At 46.8% G+C, this 13894-nt stretch carries 14 protein-coding genes; 8 read left to right on the top strand and 6 right to left on the bottom strand.

Going from position 1 to position 13894, the window contains the following annotated elements; translation table 11 throughout:
- Nucleotides 1-150: 150 nt before the first annotated feature.
- On the bottom strand, nucleotides 151-354 hold the full coding sequence (locus tag KIT90_RS10415; protein WP_020195070.1) for a hypothetical protein: 204 nt from the start codon (nucleotides 352-354) through the stop codon (nucleotides 151-153).
- A gap of 203 nt (nucleotides 355-557) precedes the next feature.
- Between KIT90_RS10415 and KIT90_RS10410 the strand changes: the two genes are divergently transcribed.
- The 3 genes from KIT90_RS10410 (at nucleotide 558) to KIT90_RS10400 (ending at nucleotide 3334) form a co-directional block, all read left to right on the top strand.
- On the top strand, nucleotides 558-1925 hold the full coding sequence (locus tag KIT90_RS10410; protein ID WP_285376568.1) for a DNA-3-methyladenine glycosylase 2 family protein: 1368 nt from the start codon (nucleotides 558-560) through the stop codon (nucleotides 1923-1925).
- On the top strand, nucleotides 1922-2404 hold the full coding sequence (locus KIT90_RS10405; protein WP_078610179.1) for a methylated-DNA--[protein]-cysteine S-methyltransferase: 483 nt from the start codon (nucleotides 1922-1924) through the stop codon (nucleotides 2402-2404). Before KIT90_RS10410 ends, KIT90_RS10405 begins: the two co-directional genes overlap by 4 nt.
- Nucleotides 2405-2512: 108 nt before the next feature.
- Nucleotides 2513-3334: a hypothetical protein gene (locus KIT90_RS10400; RefSeq protein WP_285376567.1), complete on the top strand. Its 822-nt coding sequence runs from the start codon at nucleotides 2513-2515 to the stop codon at nucleotides 3332-3334.
- An 82-nt stretch (nucleotides 3335-3416) separates the two neighbouring features.
- On the opposite strand, the gene KIT90_RS10395 is transcribed toward KIT90_RS10400, so the two are convergent.
- Complete coding sequence (locus tag KIT90_RS10395; RefSeq protein ID WP_005434710.1) at nucleotides 3417-4025, bottom strand: YitT family protein; 609 nt, start codon at nucleotides 4023-4025, stop codon at nucleotides 3417-3419.
- Between the two features lie 218 nt (nucleotides 4026-4243).
- On the opposite strand from KIT90_RS10395, the gene KIT90_RS10390 reads away from it, so the two are divergent.
- The gene (locus KIT90_RS10390) at nucleotides 4244-4639 is read left to right on the top strand and encodes a GFA family protein (protein ID WP_020195074.1); all 396 of its coding nucleotides are present in this window, start codon (nucleotides 4244-4246) and stop codon (nucleotides 4637-4639) included.
- A 26-nt stretch (nucleotides 4640-4665) separates the two neighbouring features.
- Here KIT90_RS10390 and nhaD read toward each other — a convergent pair whose 3' ends face one another.
- Together nhaD and KIT90_RS10380 are read right to left on the bottom strand one after the other, a co-directional pair.
- Complete coding sequence (gene nhaD, locus KIT90_RS10385) at nucleotides 4666-6096, bottom strand: sodium:proton antiporter NhaD (RefSeq protein ID WP_005434712.1); 1431 nt, start codon at nucleotides 6094-6096, stop codon at nucleotides 4666-4668.
- A gap of 420 nt (nucleotides 6097-6516) precedes the next feature.
- A complete protein-coding gene (locus KIT90_RS10380; RefSeq protein WP_041059426.1) occupies nucleotides 6517-7542 on the bottom strand; it encodes an acyltransferase in 1026 nt (341 codons plus the stop codon).
- A gap of 254 nt (nucleotides 7543-7796) precedes the next feature.
- Between KIT90_RS10380 and KIT90_RS10375 the strand changes: the two genes are divergently transcribed.
- Together KIT90_RS10375 and KIT90_RS10370 are read left to right on the top strand one after the other, a co-directional pair.
- Nucleotides 7797-8387: a TetR/AcrR family transcriptional regulator gene (locus KIT90_RS10375; RefSeq protein ID WP_041059429.1), complete on the top strand. Its 591-nt coding sequence runs from the start codon at nucleotides 7797-7799 to the stop codon at nucleotides 8385-8387.
- Nucleotides 8388-8509: 122 nt separating this feature from the next.
- Nucleotides 8510-9364, top strand: a complete 855-nt coding sequence (locus KIT90_RS10370; protein ID WP_041059431.1) for an alpha/beta fold hydrolase — start codon at nucleotides 8510-8512, stop codon at nucleotides 9362-9364.
- A gap of 117 nt (nucleotides 9365-9481) precedes the next feature.
- On the opposite strand, the gene KIT90_RS10365 is transcribed toward KIT90_RS10370, so the two are convergent.
- Entirely contained in the window at nucleotides 9482-12022 is a 2541-nt protein-coding gene (locus tag KIT90_RS10365) for a glycosyl hydrolase family 18 protein (RefSeq protein WP_285376562.1), read from the bottom strand.
- A gap of 405 nt (nucleotides 12023-12427) precedes the next feature.
- A complete protein-coding gene (locus KIT90_RS10360; RefSeq protein WP_285376561.1) occupies nucleotides 12428-12931 on the bottom strand; it encodes a DUF2850 domain-containing protein in 504 nt (167 codons plus the stop codon).
- 220 nt (nucleotides 12932-13151) lie between these two features.
- Between KIT90_RS10360 and KIT90_RS10355 the strand changes: the two genes are divergently transcribed.
- Nucleotides 13152-13436: a pyrimidine/purine nucleoside phosphorylase gene (locus KIT90_RS10355; RefSeq protein ID WP_005434752.1), complete on the top strand. Its 285-nt coding sequence runs from the start codon at nucleotides 13152-13154 to the stop codon at nucleotides 13434-13436.
- A gap of 139 nt (nucleotides 13437-13575) precedes the next feature.
- Entirely contained in the window at nucleotides 13576-13857 is a 282-nt protein-coding gene (locus tag KIT90_RS10350; protein WP_038894988.1) for a hypothetical protein, read from the top strand.
- Nucleotides 13858-13894: the final 37 nt, after the last annotated feature.

Raw genomic sequence — 13894 nt, 5'->3', positions numbered from 1 at the left:
GTTTTGATTATGGAAATCGCAAAATTTCGAATAACTTTTCGAGCGTGTTTTGTATTTTGAAACAAGAATTCCGTAAATGCAGAGCAAAAAAAAAGAGCACAGTAACCAGTGCTCTTTTGCTTTTACGATTAACAAGGGAGAAAGGAGTTTTTATAGATTCATTAAGCTTTCAAGCGAGTCTTCCACACTACGGTAGTGATAAGTGCGAATATTCACACCATCAGTCGCATTGATTTGAATTTCGGAAATCTCGTTATCAGAGTCGCGTTCGATAATCCCTATCGAGTGCTCGACTGATTTACTGGTAATAACCTTGTGATTTCTAAGTACAATCACGCACGTATGTAAGTCCATGCCAATTCCCTTTAGCCGACGTTGTTGTGTTGTTCTGATCTAACTTTAGTGCACAAATTTACTAATGCCAAAATTTCTCAATATTGAGTTCCGAAAATGGCTAATCTACAGTAACTCCTCGTTCTACAATGAAGTTATACCGATCGAGTGGCGAGCAAGTTACCCACTCGTTAAACACCCACTGTGTACGCAAGGACAGCACTATGCTCATCCATCCACACACATCGTTGACCTTCGAACAATGTCAAAAAGCACGCATGGCACGTGACAGCCGTTTTGATGGGCGCTTTTACATTGCGGTGAAAACGACAGGGATCTTTTGTCGCCCAATCTGCCCAGCTAATTTGCCCAAAGAGGAAAACGTCGAGTATTTCACTGACAAGACGCAAGCCTTGAAGGCGGGTTACCGTCCGTGCTTGCGTTGTCGCCCAGACAGTGCACCAGGATCATGGGCTTGGAAAGGGGTTGAAACCACATTTCAACGTGCGATCAACATGATCGATCAAGGTGCATTGCATCATCAGTCCCTGGCGGATCTCTCTGAGCGTCTCGGGATCTCTGATCGTTACTTGCGCATGCTGTTCGAACAATATTTGGGGATGTCACCTAAGCAGTATGCACAGTATCAGCAGTTGATGTTTGCCAAGCAGCTTCTGCATTCGAGTTCGATGTCAGTCACTGAAGTCGGCTTTGCAGCAGGTTTTAACAGCACTCGACGTTTCAATGATGCGTTTCAAAAGATCCTTCAGCTAACGCCTTCTCAAGTGCGCAGAAAGGAGTTTGATGGCGTGGGGACGAATCGAATCGTGCTCCCTTATCGCGGAGCTTTGAACTGGCAACACATGCTCGACTTTTATCGTCTGCGTGCGATTGAGGGAATGGAAGAAGTTACACAAGACGCATACCTGCGCAATGTTCTACTCGATGATTGCCATGCACGATTTAAGGTCACTCAAGGGGAGGGTTACCTTGAGATGGAGTTCGACATTGAAGACGTCACGAAATTGCAGAATTTGGTGTCTGGTGTGCGTCGTATGTTCGACCTTGATGCGGATATTTGCACGGTGGAGCAGCACCTTGAATACATCGCGCCGGGATTGGTGAAAACCCAAGGGATTCGTATTCCGGGCGTCTGGAGTGCGTGGGAAGCCGGTGTACGCGCTGTGTTGGGGCAGCAAGTGTCGGTCAAAGCGGCTATCGGACAACTTAATTTGTTGGTAGCAACGCTCAGTAGCGATCAGCAAGCGCGTCACTTTCCGACGCCAGAAGCCATTGCGAATGCTGATGTTAGCTTCTTGCGTATGCCGCAAAGCCGTAAAGACACGCTTGTGCGATTTGCTCAGTACATGCAGCAAAACCCAGAAGCCGATCCGCAGCAATGGCTGGAATTAAAAGGCATTGGTCCGTGGACGGTGAGCTATGCGCAATTGCGTGGCCAATCTCAGCCCGATTGTTTTTTAGATAAAGACTTGGTGGTGAAGAAAGCCATGCCAAACTATCCGTCATTGAATGCTCATACTGCGTCGCCTTGGGGCAGTTACGCGACTTTTCACTTATGGAATCAATCATGAAATCACTTTATACGGTAATGCCAAGTCCGTTAGGCGCTGTGACCATTCAAGCTAACGATCAAGGTTTGCTGGGAATTTGGTTTGAAACGTGTACCACCAAACCAGACGATTTGGGTGAGCGTGATGATCAACATGCCGTGCTCAGCCAAACCGTTACTCAATTGGAAGAATACTTTGCTGGGCTGCGTAACGAATTTGACTTGCCCCTTGCTGCGACAGGTACGGATTTCCAAACTCAAGTATGGCATGCACTAACGACCATTCCTTATGGTGAAACATGGAGTTACCAAGATCTGGCGAACGCCATCGGCAATCCGAAAGCGGTACGCGCGGTGGGGCTGGCGAATGGTAAAAACCCAATCTCGATTGTAGTGCCTTGCCATCGTGTCATCGGCAAAAGTGGCAAGCTCACTGGCTATGCGGGCGGAGTAGAGCGCAAACAGCGATTATTGGCTTTGGAAAACGGCACGCCACTTTAAGTGAGGCCATTCTCAGAATCCGGCAAGGTTTACCTTATTTGCTTCGATTTTGTGTAGGGTTGTTGAGCTAATAAGCAATCCAGAGCAATGAAAAAGGATAATAAGGATATGTCTTTCAAAACGGATTTTGATGCATTCATAAACCAAAGTTGGCAGCAGCATGAAGCGCAGCCACAACAAACATACACTCAATTAGAACAAGCGCTTAGCGAGGTGGAAGACACTAGCCATGCTGAGCGCATCTTCCCCTTGATGCTGCACACTTCCATTGGTCATCTGCACGACCCGAAGCAGTTTCTCACCAGTTTAGATAAGCTCGAAAATGTCGTTGTGAATCAGTGTTTGGCACCTCAGAGAGCCAAAGCTGTCGCACAGTACTTTGTTGACCAAAACACAAACCATATCGCTGATTTGGAGGATGTCGATCAGCGCCGCGTGTTTGCTCAAATTGCCAACGAGCTGTCAGCAATGAACGAGCTAGAGCAAGCTAGCACATGGTTAGCGAAAGCAGCCAACGGTATAGAATCAGACCAAGCTGCCGAGCCTTTAGCGCGCTCAATTGCCATTACGGGAAACAACCTTGCCTGCCAATATGAAGAGCTTGAAATACGCTCTGAAGTGCAAGTAAAACACATGCTAGAGGCCGCCACATTGGCGCTTGAATACTGGAAAGTTGCTGGTGGTTGGATGCAAGAAGAGCGCGCAGAATATCGCTTGGCGATGAGCCTGCTTAAAGCTGGTAACCCACTCAAAGCCAAAGTGCACGCTGAACGCTGTGAGGCAATTTGTCGACAAAATGGTGAAGACGCTTTCGAGCTTTTCTACGCGCATGATTTGCTGATGCTGGTGCACTATCACTTAAGCCAAGCGAGCAAGCAAAAACTGACGGCAGATGATCAGAAATACTGTGAGAATTCGCCATTGGTGTAATGTTTTCATTAGCGAATTAGAACAAACAAAAAGCCCCGAGTTAATGGCTCGGGGCTTTGTTTCTTCATCGTGACTTGTGCTATTACGCAGCTTGTGGCTTGGGCTGATAACGCCCAGGTTTGTGGTTCATGGCCAAGATTAAGTTGGTCGCCACAGCGCCCAGTACAGAAAGGGCAATCAAGTAAACATCGACGATAAATAGCGACATCACAACGATGGTGCAGTCGAGTGCCATCTGTACTTTGCCTGCACGAATGCCAAAGCGTTCCTGAAGGTAAAGCGCCAAGATGTTAAAGCCACCTAAACTCATCTTGTGACGGAAAATCACCAGCATCCCCATACCAATCAAACCACCACCGAGCAGTGCGGCATAAACGGGTTCAATGCGAGAAATTTCAATCACATGGTGCAGGTGGTCTACCGCAAAGGAAACGATCGAAACCGCAATAAAAGTGTTGATGGTAAAACGCCAACCCATGCGCATCACAGACAAAATGTAGAAAGGTAGGTTAAGTACGAAGAACACCTGACCAAAACTGAAGTCACTGATCTTAGTGAGGAAGATTGCTAAACCCGCTGTTCCGCCAGTGAGCAATCCCACTTTGTTGAAGAAGATAACCCCAAGTGACACCAACGCACTACCGAGCGTCAGAGCCAAGAGGTTCTCTCTAAGGCTATGATCTTTATCCATAAAAGTATTTTCCTTGGTTTGAAAACCGTTTTAACTGCGAGCGCGCAACCAAAACGGACGCGGTTGGCAAAACGCCAACCAAATAGTGATAAATCGCTGAATAAAATGTCGTGAAAAGTGATTGATGTCGAGTTTTTGACCTAGATTGCGCGGATGTTAACTGTTTAACAGACTTTACACATTAAGCTAGGCAAACACGGAAGGAGCGAGGAAATGTCATGATTAAACAAGTAGGTAGTACGATAATTCAGCCTTTGCATAAGCTTTCTTGTCATTGCGGAAAAGTGCAAATTGAACTGTCATTACCAAATGGAATCGAGAAGCCTAGACGTTGTGATTGTTCTATGTGCCGACGTCGTGGCGCGATTGTGGCATCGGTGCCTTTGAATGGGATTCGCATCATCCAAGGTGAGGATGTACTCAAGCTGTACCAGTTTAATACCAACACGGCTAAGCATTTCTTCTGTAGTGAATGTGGCATCTATACCCACCATCAACGTCGCTCTAACCCGAGTGAATATGGTTATAACGTTGGCTGCTTAGAAGGCGTAAATCCGTATGAATTGGGAGAGATAGAGGTGATGGATGGCGTCAACCACCCATCAGACCGATAAAGATACGTAGCATGGATTGAGGCAGTTTAAGTAAACAAGCTGCCATTCATCCAAAGATGCGCGGCAATACTCGCTGCGTAACCCAGAGCAATCACCGGTGCCCATTTAAGGTGTCCAAAGAAGGTGTATTGTCCCCTCGCAGCGCCCATGAGAGCCACACCTGCAGCAGAACCAATCGACAGCAAACTACCACCAACCCCCGCGGTGAGTGTCACCAATAACCAGTTCCCCATTGACATGCTTGGATCCATGGTGAGCACAGCAAACATCACCGGAATGTTATCGACGATAGCGGAGAGTATCCCGACCATGACGTTCGCCCAAATTGGGTTCCACTCGGTGTACATCACGTTAGAAACCAGTTCGAGATAGCCAAGTAAACTCAAGCCGCCAACACACATAACCACGCCGTAGAAGAACAGTAAGGTGTCCCATTCGGCGCGAGACACACGGTGGAAAACATCAAATGGCACGACAGAGCCTAAGCGTTTTAATGCGTAATCGTCGCCATTGGCAATCGCGCGCGCGGCTTTTTTGGCGAGGGAGTGTCTAAGGGTTCTGCGCAAGAAATAGCCGAAAAATTGCAGATAAGCGAGCCCCATCATCATGCCAATTACAGGTGGGAAGTGCAGCAATGCATGGAAAGATACCGCAGTGGCAATAGTCAGGATAAACAAACCCACGATGCGTCTTGCGCCACGCTTAAGTTCGATGTGCTCATGAACCGTATCTGGCTTGGTGTTTGGCACAAACAACGACATGATGAACGCTGGAATAATGTAGTTGATCAGTGAAGGCACAAACAGCGGCATAAACTCAGCAAAACTGACGTGTCCTGCCTGCCATACCATCAGAGTCGTAATATCGCCAAACGGACTGAATGCACCGCCCGCGTTGGCCGCTATGACGATGTTGATACAAGCTAGGTTTACAAACCTTGGGTTATCGCCCGAGACTTTCATCACCACTGCACACATCAATAGCGCCGTGGTTAAGTTGTCGGCGATTGGAGAAATTACGAAGGCTAAGCCACCTGTGAGCCAAAATAGCTTCTTGAAATCAAAGCCTTTACCGACCATCCACGCCTGCAAGGCATCGAATAATCTGCGCTCTTCCATCGCATTGATGTAAGTCATCGCCACCAGTAGGAACAATAAAAGTTCGGCGTATTCCAGAAGGTTGTGTTCCAGTGCGGCTTTAGCGACGTCAGCTTGGTTGTGCTGGGTAAAGGTGTAACCAATCAAAATCCAGATTAATCCCGCGGCGAGCAGCACAGGCTTGGATTTTCGCATGTGCAGGTATTCTTCCAACATCACCAGAATGTAGGCAATGGTGAAGAAGATCAGCGCGGCGTAACCGACGGTGGAATTGATGAGATTAAGTTCACTGGTCGCAGCTGCAAGTGCGGAGCTAGAAAATATCAAACAGCAAAACGCGACAATTGGATAGATTGGCATAGACATTTCTCCTTGTCTGACTGGAGAAATTTTAGCCACATATTAATAGGTTAAGTGTGAGTAAGCTCGAATTAACGGTAGGAGTTTTGAATTGATGTAGCTTGCGCCGCTACTTTCTGAGTGACGCAATGCTCGCTGCGCCAAATAGGATTACTGCAGCGTATAAACCATAAGTTAGCCAATGGCTAATTTCTAAAAAAGGAACGAGTCCTTGACCTGCCCACATACCGCCTCCGTTTAATGAGCATTTTGTTGATGTCGAATGAATCTAATGGAAATGAACAATGTTTTTTGTGAGAGAAAGCAAATTACGTGGTATTAGGAATGATAATTTTGATGAGTGAGAGTGAGCTCTCATTTTTGAGAGGCTTGCTATAACCCCAAAGTGTTAGAGCAAGCCATACATAGTGCTGAATGGATTTAGCGCAGCAATAGTTTTTTCAGTGGCGTGGCTTCAATACCCTTCACAAGCAGCAGGGTAACCACAATGGTTGCTGGATAAATGAAAGCGTCTTTCGCTAAGTTTTCTAACCCCAACATGCCTGCGACGTTCATCATCATGATGATTACCAAAAGGTGGCTGACGTAGATACCTAAAATACTCGGAGACCACTTAAACACCCACGGCATATTGCCGAAGTTTGGATGGGCAAGAAGCCACATGAAGACGCCTAAAGACCAGATCACAGTGCCGAATAAGAAGTCGTGCGAATTAAAGGCGATCTCGTAGTTCATCAAGTAATAGGCTTCGGCAAAGTGCAGCGCCATACCGATCAAAATCAAGCGAATGGTGTTATTGCGAGACCATTGCCACTGGTGTTGTCGCGCTAAGTAACCAAGCACCACTAACAAAGTACTGAAGAACGGACCATTGCGAGTGAAGAAGGGGGCTGGTAGCTCAGTAAGCGTGATGTAGCTGCCTGCGAACACTCCGTAGATGTATAGCAATACCGCTGTTGGCAGCAACAACTGCGCCATTCCAATACGAACCAGAAACGCAATGATGGCCACAGCAATGATCAGGGCTGGGATAAACCACAAGTGCACCAAACCACCTTCCAACAGCGAATTAATTGGGTTCGACATTAGGTAGCCCCAATAACCTTGTCGCTCGGCGAGATAGCCCGCTTCTGCAACCACTGGCCAACGGAAAGGCACCAAGAGACAAATCGCGCTCCAAACTAACCATATTTTAAGCAATGGCTTGGTGTAGTTTTTAAGTGTCTCCACTGGGTTCGTACTGAGCTTTGGTTGGATAAGATAGCCGGAGATGAGGAAAAACAGCGGCACGGCAAAACGAGCCAACTGGTTGAGCATGTACCCGACCCAAGGCACCTCATCCCATTGCCAATAGGTGAGAGCCATCTGACAGTGAAGCCCTACGATCGCAAACATCGCGATGATGCGGGCAAATTCTAAACTGGCAATTTTCTTTGTGGTTGCCATAAGTGCTTACCTAAAAAAATGAAAAATCGCTGCGAAATTAGCAGGTAACAGCTCAGTTCTCGCGGTAAAAAATCAACTCATGTGCAATTGAAGACAACCAGTTTTCGAAATTCAGACCCATCTCAAATTTCGAAAATTCATATTCATAAGATTACTCAATGTATTGCGATCGAGAGTGTGCAGATGGCTATAGGATGGTTAGACCAGTAAATTGGTGATTTGCAAAAAAGTACGACCGTGCTAAAAATGTATTTATGAAAAAAGGAAAAGTAACCAAAGAGCTGATACTGCAGCGTGCATTCCAACTCGCGAGTGAAAACGGGTTGGAGAGCCTCACTATTGGTGAGCTTGCAAAGCAGTGTGGTATGTCGAAAAGCGGCCTATTTGCTCACTTCAATTCCAAGCTGAACTTACAGCTGTCGGTATTGGAGTTTGCCAACCAAGTGTTTGCTGAGCGCGTAATTGCGCCAGCGCGTGAGTTGGGTGATAGCAACATCGAGCGTAAAGTTCGTGGGTTGTTGGATGCTTGGATGACGTGGAACCACTCTTTTCAAGGCAGTTGCATGTTCCTCGATGCTTGGAACGACACCGCAGAAGAAGGTTGTGCGTTGCAAGCAGCATTGCGTAAATCAATTGATACTTGGTTGAATTACCTAGAAATTCAGATCAAGAAAGGCAAAGAAAACCAAGAGTTTGTGGCGGACTTAGATACGCGACAAGCGACCTTTGATCTATATGGGCAGTACTTAAGTGCACACGTATTTTACTCGATCAAAGGGCAAGAAGAGAGCCAGAGATTGTTCTGGCAAGGCATCGATAACTTGTTTACTCGATGGAAGCGCTAGCCCCGCGGTAACGGGCATAGTAAGAGATTCATAACAAAGGGCGACGAAGAGCGCTCTTTCTTATCAGCTTAAAAAGCACGACCGTTCTATTTTGTGCAAAGCTGATAGCTAAGGAAACGATCATGAGTGAGAAAATTTACTTCAATACTTCGCAGAAATTCAGTGTAAAGCGCAGTTTAATCAACATCAGCACGCGTTTGCACCACACGCTCGCACCCTCACACGCAAAAAAGACTGCGCGTAAATTGCTGCTTACCCCTGCGCGTACGCAGCCAAAAAATGCCGAGCCACAGGGGCTTATCAAAAGTGAAATCCAAGGTCATGCTGGAGCAATTAAAACCTATCAGCTTGGTAGCGGCCCAGTATGGGTGTTGACTCACGGTTGGTCGGGTACAGCGAGCCAGTTCTACCCGTTGATGGAACACATTGCTGCATCGGGTTACACCGCACTTGCATACGATCATCCTGCGCATGGTGAGAGTGATGGTCAGTACGGGCACATCCCTGCGTTTGTTCGTGGCCTAGAGGATGTATTGGATTCGGTGGAAGACATGGCAGGTTTGGTTGGACACAGTATGGGAACGGCGTCGGCGTTAGAGTGTCGCCACAGCAAATTAGAAAACAAGCCTTTGTTATTGATTGCGCCAGTATTGAATTACGTTGAAAACCTGTTTGGCAGCATTGCACGTTCGGGTTACTCAATGAAGCTATTCAAAGCGGTGGTTTCGGAAGTGGAAGATCAGTTTAACTACCCATTGCAGTCGATTGACCCAGAGAGACGCTTAGCCGAACGTGAAGCGAAAACCATCATTGTTCACGATGAGCAAGACAAGTTCACTAAGCACAGCGTATCCGCGCAAGCGGCAAGTGAGATTGAGCGAGTGGAGTTGGTCACGACCCAAGGGCAAGGCCATGGACGCGTGATGAAGTGTGATGAGGTATTCCAGAGCTTTGATCGTTTAATTGAAGCAAGCTGATTATTGAAAAGCATTCCCTAGATTCTGATGAAACAACAAAGGACAGCCGAAGCTGTCCTTTTCTTTTCTACTCTATTGAAAGCGAGTGATGTTGAATCACAACGCTTTTAGCAGCGCTTAGTTACAGTTAGCTGGACCAACTTCTTTCCAAACACCCCATTCGCCAGATTGGCTAGGATCTTGGCCTTGAGTCCACCATTTCGCTTCCCAAGTCTTACCAGCGTGTGTCACTTGGTCACCGCCAGTGTAAACCGCTGCTGCATCCCAAGCGTTAGTACATGTACCGCCGCCAGTAGTGTGCTTCGCAACAACAACGGTTGCTGTCGCTGTAGATGCCGCTTGACCATCGCTTACGCTTACAGTGAAGCTTAGGCTAGTGTCTTGTGGGTACTCTGCTGCTGTGAACGTGACTTTTGCACCGTTAACCGTTGCGTTTAGACCTTGAGGTAGTGTCCAGTCGAACGTTAGCGTGTCGTTGTCTGCATCGCTAGAAGCCGAAGCGTCTATCACAACCACGTCACCTGCGTTTGCTGTTGCTGGTGCAGAAACCTGTGCAACTGGCGCAGTGTTTGGTGGATCAATCACGCCTGCTGGCTTAACCGTTACTACAACAAGATCAGAAGCGGTTGCACCTTCGTTATCAGTGACAGTTAGCTTAAACGTTAGCTGCTCTTCAACGGTCACTTCTGCTACATCGAAGCTTGCTGTCGCTGCGTTCGCGCCAGATAGAGCCACTGCAATACCAGATACTTGTTCCCAAGCGTAGCTTGCGATTGTGCCATCAGAGTCTGTTGAGTTGCTGCCATCAAGTACAACACTTGTAGGACCTGTTACTGCTTGGTCTGCACCTGCTGCTGCCGTTGGTTTACGGTTTGGCTGAGGTACTACGCTGCCTGCCATACCTTCGTGCATTGCATTCAGGATGTCACCGTTATCTGCGTCAATTTCCCAAGAGAATAGACCTGCTAGACCTAGAGATTTCGCGTAGCTGCCTTTTGCCAATACAGAGCGGTGGTCATCAAATGTAATCAGCTCACCAGTCGAACGGTTCCACACCCAAGGTGCTTCTGCTTGAGCATCGTAGCCATATTCAAAGCCGTTGATACCCGTATTGTTCGCACCTAGCATGAATGACTTAATGCCTTTGTAGTCAATCACGCCATCTTCCCAAACACCTTGAGCTGTGCTGCCTTTCAGTTTACCTGTAGCAGTACCTGTCATTGGGTCATTTGGATCGGTTAGCGTATCCGGAGTTACGCCTTCCCAACCACGGCCGTACATTGCTGTACCTAGAACAAGTTTGTTCGCAGGAACGCCTTGCGCTAGTAGTAGTTGGATGCCGTTGTCAGCCGTGTAAGCTGGGCCTTTGTACGGTTCGCCGTTTTCATCAACACCGCTGCCGTCACACTGACCAGGACGCATAAATGAGCCACAGTAAAGTGCTGTTTGGTGACCAGGGACGTTGTTCCAACCGCCGTAAAAGTCGTATGTCATCGCGAAGATGTAGTCCATGTACTGAACTGCATCTGCGTAATCAACGTCTTCAATCTTGTCGTAACCCACACCGATTGCTGAAGTTAGCTCGTAAGTACGGCCAGTTTCTGCTTCTAGTTCATCAAGCATTGCACGCAGTTCACGCATCAATGCGATGTATGCTGGGCCATCGTTTACTGGGTCGCCTTTATCAGCTGCAGCGCCGCCACCACCAGGGAATTCCCAATCGATGTCCACACCGTCGTAGAACTTCCACGTTTTCAGGAACTTCTTAACTGACGCGACAAACGTGTCACGGTTGGCTTTATCAACGAAATCGAAGAATGGGTCAGATAGTGTCCAACCACCGATAGATGGGATGATTTTTAGATCAGGGTTACGTTGTTTCAACGCCATTAGCATTGCATAGTTACCCTTGATCGGCGTGCTGTACTCATGGCCTGCTTGCGCGAAGCTCTTTTGGTACGCTGCCCATGGGTCATGGATAACCACTTCGTAGTCGTTCACGCCGCGACATGCTGTTTGCAGTGCGTTGAAGCTGTTACCGCCAACCGATTTCACCGATTCGTTTGGACCACAAATTGGAATGAAGCCGTAAAGGATGTGCGTCAGGTTGTCGACTGGCATGTTGTCGACAGTGTAATCACGGCCGTAGATGCCCCATTCAACAAAGTATGTTCCCATTACGACACTTGGGTCTGTGTTGTAGGTTTTGTTGTTCGGGTCAACATTCATGGTTAGAGGTGGTAAGTGAGAACCATCGGTATCTGCGATAGTAATCTCTACAGGTGCACTCTTGGCACAGCCTGTTGCATCACACGCTTCGATTTCCATTTGGTACAAACCACCTTGGCCGTACTCAAACGACGCTGTGGTTTGGCTACCAGTGATAGGGCCAGTTGCAACCTGAACACCATCAAAATAGATGTTGTAAGTGTCGCCAGATGTGCCGCTCCACTGGTTGAATTTCACGTTGATCTTGGCTAGTTCATGGTACTTAACCATGTCGTTGTAGCCAGATGTGGTTTCCATTGCCAACTCAATTTTAGAAAATTGCAGGTTGTTGGAACCGTACATATCGATACTTGGTGCGGTAGGAGCCGCGTTTGCAGCGCCAGATAATGCTAGGGCAACCCCAGCTGCACATAGGTTAAATCGAATCATAACTTCTCTCTCAATCCTTGAATTCATGTTCATTGACGAACATAAGCTGCTCCTGCGACAGAAAAGACAACCAATTCACACACTGTGCAAAAGCATCCCTTTGAGCATTTCAGAGGCTTATTTTTTTTCAAAAAAAAATAAATCAAGTTTCGACCGTGTTACCTAAATCTCACTACAAGAAACATACTTTTGCAGTGAAAATTCAATATCGAGCCAAGATTTTATAAATATTTTGCATGTATTTAATTAATCGCTTACTCAGTTCGCATGCGTTATTTTGCGAGTGAAATTAAATTTTTATCATGCAATAGAGCAGGTTACGAGCAAAAGTGTTTGTTTCGTATACAGAAGATGTTTTGTTGGGAAAAGCGATTTGTAGACGAAGGCTAATTGATAGACCAAAAGCTATTTGCGGCTGAAATGTTCACTCAGAGCGGCGCGACGTTTCGACGCTGCTCCTGTTTCTGAACCCTGAACAGTGTGTTCATAGCCTTTGAGAATAAAACGTTGGTCGGGCAAGCGTGGTTCAATGCGGCGAATTTGTGGAGAGAGGTGGGAGCCGGACAGCTGGTACTCTGTCATTCCCAATCCTGTGTTGAGGGTGACCACTTTGCCGTCAAACTCGAATTGCGTTGCGATGAGGCGATGATTACGAAAAACTCCGTCGGGTGTAAAAGAAAGCTGCTCGGTTTGATATGGTGGCGCACCAATCTCAATCCATTCCCCATAGACTTTATCCGGATCAATGTAATCCAAATAAGAAGCATAAAGCTGATAGCTAATCACACCAGCCAATGTGCAGCCGAACAGAGCAAAGCCCCCTTTAATGATTTTGAACTGATGACGAGCCCAAAATGAGGGTTGCGGTTCTGGCTTCTGATTGCGTTTACGGCGCGATGTGGTGGTCATGATCCCTGCTTACTTTCCTTTTTTATTATGGTGAGAAGCTTGAGCCGCAAAAACAAACAATCTTGCCTTTGAGACGGTGAAATTATGATCTGATGTCCACTTTTACATTCCGAAACACAGTTATTGAGAATTTAGCCTTTAACGAAAGGTCAATGTAGAGACTTGAGTCGTAAACCGAAACAGGGTAAAAAAGAGCTGATTTTTGATAAGGAAACCAATAATGAGTATTAAGGAAAACAGTTATTTTGCTGGTGGCGTAAAGTCACTGGGTTTTAACCAACAAGGACAGGACGTAAGTGTTGGTGTTATGTTGCCAGGTGAGTATACGTTTGGCACTCAAGCGCCAGAGCGCATGAGCGTTGTCAAAGGTGCATTGATCGTAAAGAAAGCCGGCGACGTTGATTGGGTAACATACAACAGCGGTGAGTTCTTTGAGGTAGAAGGCAACTCATCATTTGAGCTGCAAGTAAAAGACGCAACGGCGTACTTGTGTGAGTATCTATAAGCGACAGACAGAATTGAAATGAAAGCCACCTTTGGGTGGCTTTTTTCATGCATCTTGTTCAGGCGTAAAGGTTTTTAGCAACAAACTGATAACTTTGTATATACTTAAGATAGGTGCACCCATCAACAAGGAGGAAGTGATGGCAGTACAACCTAAACATTCTGATCTCCCTCCTCGCTATGAGGCGACAGAATTTACAACAGAACAGAGACATCGCTTTACGAAAGTGGCCAATGCAGCTCAAAAACGCCGTGCTTTCTATAAGCGTGCGATCGAAAACAGCTTGGTCGGTAAAATAAAAGAGCGAGCGCTCAAGCCTGTTATTCCACCAAAAGAAGACAAACCGAGTAAAACGCGCCAAGTGATATGGCTGCTCACCTTTTTACTTGGCGGTTTGTGGGCGATGTACATGTTCGCTTAATGTAAGTGGTTGCTGCCTTTCCTCTATTGGCAAGTAC

This window comes from Vibrio sp. B172a, from assembly GCF_030248355.1.
In the GTDB taxonomy this organism is placed as follows: domain Bacteria; phylum Pseudomonadota; class Gammaproteobacteria; order Enterobacterales; family Vibrionaceae; genus Vibrio; species Vibrio owensii.
Note: the sequence above shows the minus strand (reverse complement) of the source record. Positions and strands in the feature narration are given on the sequence as shown.